The sequence below is a fragment of the Citrobacter sp. Cf118 genome, assembly GCF_030334095.1.
Classification (GTDB): domain Bacteria; phylum Pseudomonadota; class Gammaproteobacteria; order Enterobacterales; family Enterobacteriaceae; genus Citrobacter; species Citrobacter freundii.
Genome location: NZ_JAOWES010000020.1, coordinates 1 through 201, shown reverse-complemented (window position 1 = coordinate 201; position 201 = coordinate 1). Strand labels below are relative to the sequence as shown.

Sequence of the window (201 nt, the reverse complement as noted above, 5' to 3'; positions counted from 1 at the left end):
GCCTGCTGTCGGCCTTTGAGGTCGTGGTATGGATGACGGATGGCTGGCCGCTGTATGAATCCCGCCTGAAGGGAAAGCTGCACGTTATCAGCAAGCGTTACACTCAGCGCATTGAGCGACATAACCTGAATCTGAGACAACATCTGGCAAGGCTGGGACGGAAGTCACTGTCGTTCTCAAAATCGGTGGAGCTGCATGACA

General features: G+C 54.2%; 1 protein-coding gene. It reads left to right on the top strand.

What is annotated here, in order from left to right:
• On the top strand, window positions 1–201 hold a 201-nt coding region (locus OGX67_RS00425), incomplete at both ends, for an IS1 family transposase (RefSeq protein WP_218165065.1).